Source organism: Pseudomonas sp. rhizo66, assembly GCF_031931925.1.
Classification (GTDB): domain Bacteria; phylum Pseudomonadota; class Gammaproteobacteria; order Pseudomonadales; family Pseudomonadaceae; genus Aquipseudomonas.
Genome location: NZ_JAUJWZ010000007.1, coordinates 270,361 through 280,234, shown reverse-complemented (window position 1 = coordinate 280,234; position 9,874 = coordinate 270,361). Strand labels below are relative to the sequence as shown.

The window sequence follows — 9,874 nt, the reverse complement described above, 5'->3', positions numbered from 1 at the left end:
CAGCGGTCAACGGCGTGGAATCAACAACTCACGAACACCATCGCCGTGCTCCAGCACCTCCCCCGGCAACTTCAAACGCTGATCATCCAGATAGCGGTAATCCTTGCGCGCAGTCTCCAGTCGAGCGAAGTCCAGCTCGACGTTGAACGTCCCCTCCTCTCGCCCCGCTTCGAACAGCAACGTCCCCAGCGGATCGACCAGCGCACTGCCACCGGCAAACACCAGACCGTCATCCCCGGCCTCGACGCGATTGACCATCAACGCAAAGGACTGATTCTCCTGCGCCCGCGCCATGATGGCGGTGCGGTGCGTCGGCGCGTATGGGTCCATATTGCCGTTGGTCACGATCAACAGTTCGGCACCCAGTTGTGCCAAGGCACGGGCCGACTCTGGAAACTCGATGTCGTAGCAAATCAACAGGCCGACACGCACACCGTTCCACTCGCACGTGGCGTAGCGGTCGCCTGCCTCGAACACACCGCGATCCGACGCCCACAAATGCGTCTTGCGATATTTCAGGGCGATGCCTTCAGGGGTGATCAACAGCGTGGTGTTGTAGAAGCGACCGTTGTCGTTTTCGGCCATGCCGATCACCACGGCAATGTTGCGTTCGCGCGCGGCGGCCAGCACGGCGCTGACAGTCGGGCCGTCCAGCGGTTCGGCGGTTTGCGCGACAGTCTCGGCCGTCGGAAAGCCCATCAGGTGGGTTTCCGGAAACACGATCAATTGCGTGTCGGCCGCGCACGCGGCAATCGCTGCCAGTGCGCGTTCGAGGTTGTAGGCCGTGGCATTGTCACGGCCCGCCAATTGCGCGAGTTCGACTTTCATGGGAATTCCTTGTGATGAGCGCCGGGCGCTGAAAGATTGCCCGGTGGCTGTCTGTGGGCCAGTATGCGCAGCAAGCAGCCGGCCAGGGAATTACGCGGCCGGGGTAACCCGATAGGGGTAGATCGATGACACTTGCGTTTGACGACATCACCTGGCACCGCGCCGTCGGGCAACTGATCGAGGCGCTGGACAAGCCGAACTTCTGGGCACAACTGGTGCGTCTGCTCGACCAGTACGTGCAGTTCGATAGCTGGGTGGCGCTGCTGTTCAGCGCCGATCAACACCCGCAAGTCTTCGCCGAATGCCCGGGTGCAGACGGCAATCCTGACCCGTTGTTTCAGGACTACTTGCGCGGCCTGTACCTGCTCGACCCGTTCTACATCGCCTGCCGCGAGCAAACCCGCACCGGTTTGTATCGCCTCTCGGAAGTGGCGCCGGAGCATTTCGAACTGACCGAGTATTACCAGCGATACTTTCGTCTGAATGTCGTGGCCGACGAAATCCAGTTCAATTGTCAGCTCGAAGGCGAGCGCACGTTGTGTCTGTCACTGGGCAGTGAAAAACGTTTCACTGGCGAACATATCGCCTTGCTGTCATTGATCCAGCCATGGGTGCTGGGTTTGTTGCGCCAGCGCCTGCCTTATGAAATCAACGAGACCGTGGCCCTCGCCGCGGCGCCTGCCCGGACAGACTGGCGCGTGCAACTGGAGGCGTCAGTGCAGCAACTCAAGGGCGCGCAGTTGACCGCCCGGGAACTGGATGTCGGGCGTTTGATGCTCAGCGGTTGCTCCAGTAAAGAAATCGCCCGTAAGCTGGAAATCTCCGTAGAAACCGTGAAAGTCCATAAGAAACACATGTACAGCAAGCTGGGAATCAAATCCCAGTCCGAGCTGTTTTCGATTTTTCTTCAGGCGCAAAACGCCTGACACAGCGCGATTTACGCTTTTTTGTGGGAGCGAGCTTGCTCGCGAAGGGGCCATCATATTCAACATTTATGTTGGCTGATCCACTGTATTCGCGAGCAAGCTCGCTCCCACAAGGAACTGCAGCGCTGATTATTCCGAGTCCGAACCAAGGATACCGTATGAGCCTGTCACTCCTGAGCCGCTACGCCTTCTTTGCCGTCTGCGTGATTTTCACCCTCGCCAGCCTGCCGTTCCTCGAACATGACTGGCTATGGCCAATCACCGCCGTCACCGGCGTACTGAGCCTGCTCGGTCTGTTCGACCTGCTGCAAAGCCCGCACGCGGTGCGCCGCAATTACCCGATCCTCGGCAACATCCGTTACCTGGTCGAAGGCATCCGCCCGGAAATACGCCAGTACCTGCTCGAATCCGACAGCGATGCCCTGCCCTTCTCCCGCGCCCAGCGTTCGCTGGTCTATTCGCGAGCGAAAAACGAAACCGCCGACAAACCGTTCGGCACGCTGATTGATGTCTATCAATCCGGCTTCGAATTCATCGGCCACTCGATGCGTCCGGCACCGCTGAGCGACCCGAGCAGTTTCCGCGTCACCGTCGGTGGCCCGCAGTGCAGCCAGCCGTACTCGGCGTCGGTATTCAACATCTCGGCGATGAGCTTCGGCTCGCTCAGTGCCAACGCCATTCGCGCGTTGAATCAAGGCGCGAAACTCGGCAACTTCGCCCACGACACCGGTGAAGGCAGCATCAGCCCGTATCACCGCGAACACGGCGGCGACCTGACCTGGGAGCTGGGCAGTGGCTACTTCGGCTGCCGCACCAGCGACGGCCGTTTCGACCCGGAACGCTTCGCCACCCAGGCGCAGAACCCGCAAGTGCGGATGATCGAAATCAAGATGAGCCAGGGCGCCAAACCCGGCCACGGCGGGATCCTGCCCAAGCATAAAGTCACCAAAGAAATCGCCGAAACACGCGGCATCCTGATGGGCGAAGACTGCGTGTCGCCGTCACGCCACAGCGCGTTCTCCACGCCGATCGAACTGATGCAGTTCATCCAGCAATTGCGTGAACTGTCCGGCGGCAAACCGGTGGGCTTCAAGTTCTGCCTCGGCCACCCGTGGGAGTTCATGGGCATCGCCAAAGCCATGCTGGAAACCGGCATCCTGCCGGACTTCATCGTCGTCGACGGCAAGGAAGGTGGCACCGGCGCCGCGCCGGTCGAGTTCACCGACCACATCGGCGTGCCGATGCGCGAAGGCCTGCTGTTTGTCCACAACACCCTGGTCGGCCTGAACCTGCGCGACAAGATCAAACTCGGCGCCAGCGGCAAGATCGTCAGCGCCTTCGACATCGCCAGCGTACTGGCCATCGGCGCCGACTGGGCCAACTCGGCACGCGGCTTCATGTTCGCCATCGGCTGCATTCAGTCGCAAAGCTGCCACACCAACAAATGCCCGACGGGTGTCGCCACTCAAGATGCCCTGCGCCAACGCGCGCTGGTGGTGCCGGACAAGGCGCAGCGGGTGTTCAACTTCCACCGCAATACCCTCAAGGCGCTGGCAGAAATGCTTGCCGCAGCTGGGCTGGAACATCCGTCGCAACTGTCGGCCAAGCACCTGGTGCGGCGCATGTCAGCGACCGAGATCAAGTTGTTCTCGCAGTTGCACGTGTTCCTGAAACCGGGGGAATTGCTTACCGGGGAAGTGAATGGCGAGTTTTACTCGCGGATGTGGCAGATGGCGCGGGCGGACAGTTTTGAGCCGCAGGAAGTGGCCGCGGCTTGAAACAAACCGGCGCCATCTGGTCAGGATTGGCGTCGGCTTCCTGAAATCATACTTTTCTATGGGCCGTTAATCACCGGCTCACAACCATGCCCCTCTTTTACTCCATACAGTGCAATTGAATTATTTTGATATTTCACATGTTCCACGAGCATCTTAGTCAACCGCTCGGACTCGTCGTGAACCTGATCTATGTCAATTACGTAAAAACACGGTGGCGTCGCTTTCTGCGTCAATTCGGCTATCAATACTTCGTATGGCAAAGGACGAATGGATGAGCCCAAGATATTGAAATAACCAGCGTAAATCGCACCAGCATACACAGGCACATTCTTAGCCTCTCCGATTATTTTTTTCACAGGCGACCGGAGATCATGTTCAATTCGCAACTTACTACAATCAGGACTCATTGAATAAAAAAATATTGACATCACACAAACAAACACTAGCAACATCCAACGAACAAAATCGTCGCGCACCAGACTGAATCCATAGGCCACGAATATCAAAATCACAGGTACAAAAATAACCATATTTCTAAACGACAATACTGGTGTAAAAAATGATGACCGGAGCCACGCCACTGTGAAACCCAGAAACCACCAGACCAATAATAATTTCAACGAATCTTTTCTATCCTCGACCACCAAAAGCCTCATTAAAGCAAAAACCATAAACATTCCACAGATCAACGCGACCGTCAGGTTTCCAAAAAGCAGACTGAACCATTCAACTAAAAAATCATCTTCCGGTTTTCGTATCCAGGTATCAGTTCTTTTGAAATTTGCAAGCATATAAGACAGCACCGGAACCAATGACAAAACCACTCCTAGTGCCGCCGCACAACTCGCAATAAACAAGTGTCTGTCAAGACCTGTACGGACCGAAAAATAAAACAATAGAATAAATTGAGCCATTACCAGAAAGAAGCCGAAATAGTGGGTATTTACGAGCAAAGATGCACAAGCCGTGTAAAGACACACTTCGCGAACACTCTTCCTCTCGACAAGCCTGAAAAACAACAAGAATGAGACAACCCCAAAAAACACCAACAAACTATATGATCTTGCGTCCCGCGACAAAGCTATTAAAACAAAATTAACCGAACTTAACAGCGCAGCGATTACTCCTACTCGCTCATTAAAAAGCTTTCTCCCCAAGCAATATATAGATGGAATCAATGCCACACCAAAAACAACCGAGAATACTCGCGCCACCCATTCTCCGTAACCAAAAACATGAAAAACCAGCCAGAGCAATATCTGGTAGAAGGGTGGATGAACATCTTCAACAGTCTGGTGAAAAACTTCACTCAAGCTGTTATTCGGATCACTTACGCCAACGCTGAACACCTCGTCGTACCACAAGCTCTTCTCCAGTAAATCATTGAGTCGCAGCACTATCCCGAGTAGCACGATAAGCAACAGTGGAACGTATTTTCTGAAAATCTTTTTGCCTCGCTTTGAAAACATGAGTCCCCCTCCCTGTCGATAGTTACTGCCCACATGTAACAATGTCACCGCTCGTTATGGACAAGCATCAAAACGCCGACTCCCACAGCCAGCCACAACGTCACCAACCGCAACAAAACCGTCGCCGCAATCGCATCTGGCAATCCGACCCCACCCGAAACCAGCAAAGCCACCATCACCGCTTCGGCGCTGCCCAGGCCACCCGGCATGAAACTCAACGCCCCCGCCAGCATGGCCACCGCATAAATGAATACGGCAAACGCCAGGCCCACATCCGCCCCCATCGCCTGCAAAATCCAGTAAAACGCCAACGCTTCAAGTCCCCAGGCCAGCAGGCTCAACAGCGTTGTGCCGATCAGGCGGCGTGGGGTGTGGCAGCGGCGCGACTGGTGTAACACCTCAATGGCGTGGCGCAGCAACCGGGAGACCCCATCGTGGCGTTGATCAATGCGTCGATCGATCGCCTGGACAAGGCCAGGCGAGATCACCAACATCCCAGCGCAAACCAGCAACACCAGACTCGCGACGACTATCGACAACCATTCGGGGTGCGCGCTCAAGCCGAACAACGCCAGGCCGACCATGGCCAGCAGGTCCGCCAGCCGCTCACTGAACAACGCAGCAAAACTGTGTGCATAAGGCACATCCCAGCGTTTGAGCAAAACGCCGCGCAGGGCTTCACCGGCCTTGCCGGGTGTGGTGGTCAGAGCGAAACCGGCCAGATAGATCTTCAGACTCGGCCACCATGGCAGCGGATGGCACAAGGCATTGAGGTAAACCTGCCAACGCAGGAAACGCAGACCGTAGCCGAGCAACACCACGCCGACGATCTGCCCGCCCTGCCACCCGCCCACACGACTGATCGCCGCGCTCACAGCTGACCACCCGCCCCACAAAGAGACAGCGAGATAAGCAAGGGCGGAGCAGATCACCGAGCCGATCAAAACCCGATAGCGCCAACCCGATAACATCAGCGCCTGATTCACAGGTTCAGCCTTTTGAATAGCGGCTGCGGTATGGCCCTGATCATCCACATGATCACCCTCCAGAATCCGGGCACGTACAACACCGCAACCTGGCGATCGATGCCCGCAACAATTCGCCGGGCGACGGCATCCGGTTGTGCAACCAGCAAGGCTGGCAGCCCCAGCCCCCGGGTCATGGGCGTATCGACAAACCCGGGCTTGATGGTGATCACATGCACACCTGACTTGAACAAGCGTGCCCGCAAGCCCTCGCAGAACGTAGATACCGCTGCCTTCGCCGCGCCGTACAGGTAGTTGGAAGGACGCCCGCGATCCCCGGCAACCGAGGAAATAACCGCCAGCGTGCCGTGTTGCCGGGCAGCCATGTGGTTAGCCAACAACGTCAACAGGGCAATCATTGAGCTGCCGTTATTGGCGAACTGCTCCATCGCCTGCTCCACGCTGTCTTCGCACGCCCGCTGATTCGGCAAGCTACCGTAGGCGACCAGGCAGATATCCACCGTCTGCAACGTTGCCAGGCATTGCTCGTACATGAGCGAATGTGCGGCGATATCACTGGCGTCCATGGCGTACGCAGTCACCGCTCTGGCACCGCGAGCCTGCAAATCGACACAGGTTTGCTGGAGCTTTTGCGCATCCCTGGCGACCAGGAACAATTCGCTCCGATCAGCCGCCCACAATCGCGCACAAGCGCAGGCAATCGCCGACGTGGCGCCCACAATCAGTATTTTTTTCATCGAATGACTCGCTGCCAGAAACGGGAGATCAGGGCCGGGTCGCGCAGCGTTTCCAACTTTTCCCAAGCGGGATAGGCCTGGCGAAAATCACTGCCGCTCATGTGCGCGTCCTTGGCCGGATACAGGCGTCCCCCGGCTTCCCGGACGATGGCATCGAGACGCGGCAGAAGTCTTTTCGTCAGCTCACTGTTCTGTGGAAAATCCAGCGCCAATGAAGTGCCCGGCATGGGAAAGGAAAGCCATCCTGGCGAGGCAATATCGCCGCAACGCTTGAGCACCGCGAGGAAGGAGCCGCTACCGCTGCGCGCAATCGACCTGAGTAATTCGGCGAGTGCTGCGGCAGCCACCGACGCCGGCAAAACGCACTGAAACTGCTGGAAACCTCTACGTCCGTAGAGACGATTCCAGTTCTCGATCCGATCCAGCGGGTAGAAAAACGGGCTGTAGGCAACCGTTCGATAGTGGCGGGTCGGCGGTTGCCGTTGCCAGTAATGACGATTGAACAGTTTCAAGGTGAACGGATTGATCAGCGATATCGGCGAACGCATCGGTACAGGCAACGAATATGGCGCTGCGACCTCAAGTGGCCCCGTTGCGCAATGATCGCCAGCCGTAAAGCACCCGCGCCCTCGCGCGCTGCCCTTGGCCAGACAATCGATCCACGCGACGCTGTATTCATGCCGCGCATCCATGTCGGCCGACAGGGCAAAGAAGTCATCCAGACAGTCAAAACGCACCCGTGTACTGTCGATCAGGCTGGACTGGATCTTGCGCAGACGAATGCGCACCCAAGTAATCACACCCGTCAGGCCCAGTCCGCCGATGGTGGCGGCAAACCACTGTGGGTTTACCGTCGGCGAACAAACCATCGGCGCTTGCACGGAGCGGTGCAGACCGAAACACACCAGCGAACCGGCAAACGTACCGCAACGATGGTGATTCTTGCCATGCACATCATTGGCCACGGCCCCGCCCAGCGTCACATGCCGCGTCCCGGGGGTGACTTGCAAAAACCAGCCCCGGGGAATGGCCAGTTGCAAAATCTCGCCCAGCGTCACGCCCGCTTCAGCGCAGATCTCACCGTTTTCCCAGTCGGTCTCGATAAAGCGATCCAGGGTACGTAGCTGCAAAACATGATCGCTGCCCGCCAGACAGCTATCGCCATAGCTGCGACCATTGCCAAAAGGCAACGTAGTGCCGTGAGCCTCGATCAACCACTGCCACTGCGGCCCGACATCGGCTTGCCACTGGCAGGGATGACCGTTCTGAGGGGCATGAGGATAGTTTCCCCAAGAGGCAAATGAGACCTTCATGCCGCCACCCAGAAAATCAGGCAGAACACCGTCCCCATCGCCAGACTCCAGCGATCACGCAGTGCGAAGACCACCGGATCCTGATTCATTCGGCCGCGATGGGTCAGCAGCCAGATCCGGGTGATCCACAGCAACATCACCGGGCACGCCAGCCAGATCCACCGAGGGTGCGCGTACAGCGCGGTGGTTGCGCTGTCATGGATGTATAGCGCCAGCACCATGACCGCGAGATAACCGGATGCAGCGCCCAAAGAGGAGAGCATCGCCAGATCAGCGGGAAAGTAATCCCGGCCGCCGGTTTTTCCGGTAATGCCGCTGTGCAGCGCCATCAACAATTCGGCATAGCGCTTGACCAGAGCCAGGCTCAAAAACATGAACATGGAGAAGGCCAGCATCCAGCCCGTCAACTCGAGTTCGAAAACGGCGCCACCAGCGATGATGCGCAAGGTGTAGAGCAGCGCCAGAGCAATCACGTCGAGTGCCATCAGCCGCTTCAACACTAGCGAATACACCAGCGTCAGCACGTAATAACAGGCGAGCACGGCGAGGAATTGACGAGGCAGCCACAACCAGGCGCCCGTGAAGGACATCAACAGCAACAGAGGAAAAACCGCCAGCCCGGACTGGATCGACAGGGATCCGCTGGCGAAGGGTCGATGGCGTTTGGTCGGGTGTTTGCGATCATCGGAAAGGTCGAGCAGGTCATTCAGGAGGTAGACGCCTGATGCACACAAGCCGAACAGCACGAATGCCAGCACACCGCGCCCCACCAGCAACGGGTTGGCCAGTTGATGCGCAGCAATAAGAGGGACAAAAATCAGCGCATTCTTCATCCACTGATGAATACGCAGCGCTTTGTATAACCCCCTGAAATACGTGACGTCAGAGCGAACCACCTGGACAACGTTGCCCAATTGCCGGGTGGCACGTTCGACACCCGTTAACGGGTTGACGATATAGGCATGCCTGGCCGAGCGCCAAACCGGCAAGTCGTCCAGCGAGTTACCGACGTAATCGAAACCTCCCTCACCATATAACGTTACCAGCACATCACGTTTCTTCGTGCCCGAAAGGTTCTGCTCAAGGGTCGTCCCAAGGACGTCATCAAACAACTTCAGATGCTCGGCAATACGTACTGCCAATGCGTGATGGCTGGCCGTGGCCAGAACAATTTTCCGACCGGTGTTGCGCTGCGCCTTGATCATCCAGAGCACGTCAGCATCGTAGGGCAGCGTGGCGACGTCGATGTCCGTCGCCTGGGCCAATCGATCTTTCAAATACGCTTTGCCGCGCCCCAGCCACGCGAGAAGTTTCAGGCACTGCAACGGCTTGTTGCGAACAAAGGACATGGCACATTCGAACAGCAAATCAGACTTGAGCAGGGTTCCGTCCAGATCGACCACAAAAGGCCTTGCAGCCTCGCAAGACGCTGACGGCGGCGGGAACTCGGGCAGGGGGATATTCATGTCCATCGCCCCCGAAACAATACAAAGCGAAAGAAACAGTACCCCGACCCAATATTCAGCAGCGAAAACGATGCCACCGTCACCAGTCCGGGCAAACGCCAGACATCCGCGATAGCCCCTACGCCAAAGCTCACGCTGCCCATCAGGCCGATGAACATCAGGTAGAAGAACACCGATGTCTCTCTCTCGAAGAGGTAAAGCACGTTCAAGTAGAACGAGAACGCTGCGGCCACACAGAACGCGGCAAAGTTGCCGGCAGCCTGGTCCAGGCCGACCGCATTGCAGAGCACGAAAAATATTTGCCAGTGGATGAGCGCATCGGCCAGTCCGATCACGCTGGTTGCAGAGAGTCCTTTCATGGCCGTTGCTAG

At 57.2% G+C, this 9,874-nt stretch carries 9 protein-coding genes; 2 read left to right on the top strand and 7 right to left on the bottom strand.

The features are described from left to right. Nucleotides 1–6: 6 nt before the first annotated feature. Nucleotides 7–828: a carbon-nitrogen hydrolase family protein gene (locus tag QZR14_RS11425; RefSeq protein ID WP_311996590.1), complete on the bottom strand. Its 822-nt coding sequence runs from the start codon at nt 826–828 to the stop codon at nt 7–9. 125 nt (nt 829–953) lie between these two features. Between QZR14_RS11425 and QZR14_RS11420 the strand changes: the two genes are divergently transcribed. Beyond that, the gene (locus QZR14_RS11420) at nt 954–1,754 is read left to right on the top strand and encodes a helix-turn-helix transcriptional regulator (RefSeq protein ID WP_311996589.1); all 801 of its coding nucleotides are present in this window, start codon (nt 954–956) and stop codon (nt 1,752–1,754) included. 158 nt (nt 1,755–1,912) lie between these two features. Then, nucleotides 1,913–3,532, top strand: a complete 1,620-nt coding sequence (locus tag QZR14_RS11415) for an FMN-binding glutamate synthase family protein (protein ID WP_311996588.1) — start codon at nt 1,913–1,915, stop codon at nt 3,530–3,532. 56 nt (nt 3,533–3,588) lie between these two features. On the opposite strand, the gene QZR14_RS11410 is transcribed toward QZR14_RS11415, so the two are convergent. From QZR14_RS11410 to QZR14_RS11385, 6 genes are read right to left on the bottom strand one after another with little or no spacing between them, the layout of a single operon-like run. Beyond that, nucleotides 3,589–5,001 (bottom strand): glycosyltransferase family 39 protein, encoded by a 1,413-nt coding sequence (locus QZR14_RS11410; protein ID WP_311996587.1) that lies wholly within the window; start codon nt 4,999–5,001, stop codon nt 3,589–3,591. A gap of 44 nt (nt 5,002–5,045) precedes the next feature. After that, nucleotides 5,046–5,987 (bottom strand): lysylphosphatidylglycerol synthase transmembrane domain-containing protein, encoded by a 942-nt coding sequence (locus QZR14_RS11405; protein ID WP_311996586.1) that lies wholly within the window; start codon nt 5,985–5,987, stop codon nt 5,046–5,048. Then, entirely contained in the window at nt 5,984–6,724 is a 741-nt protein-coding gene (locus QZR14_RS11400) for an SDR family oxidoreductase (RefSeq protein WP_311996585.1), read from the bottom strand. Before QZR14_RS11400 ends, QZR14_RS11405 begins: the two co-directional genes overlap by 4 nt. Next, entirely contained in the window at nt 6,721–8,037 is a 1,317-nt protein-coding gene (locus QZR14_RS11395) for an FAD-binding oxidoreductase (protein WP_311996584.1), read from the bottom strand. Before QZR14_RS11395 ends, QZR14_RS11400 begins: the two co-directional genes overlap by 4 nt. After that, entirely contained in the window at nt 8,034–9,503 is a 1,470-nt protein-coding gene (locus tag QZR14_RS11390) for a UbiA family prenyltransferase (RefSeq protein ID WP_311996583.1), read from the bottom strand. The genes QZR14_RS11395 and QZR14_RS11390 overlap by 4 nt, the downstream gene beginning before the upstream one ends. Further along, a complete protein-coding gene (locus QZR14_RS11385; protein WP_311996582.1) occupies nt 9,500–9,862 on the bottom strand; it encodes a polysaccharide synthesis protein GtrA in 363 nt (120 codons plus the stop codon). Before QZR14_RS11385 ends, QZR14_RS11390 begins: the two co-directional genes overlap by 4 nt. Nucleotides 9,863–9,874 lie beyond the last annotated feature (12 nt).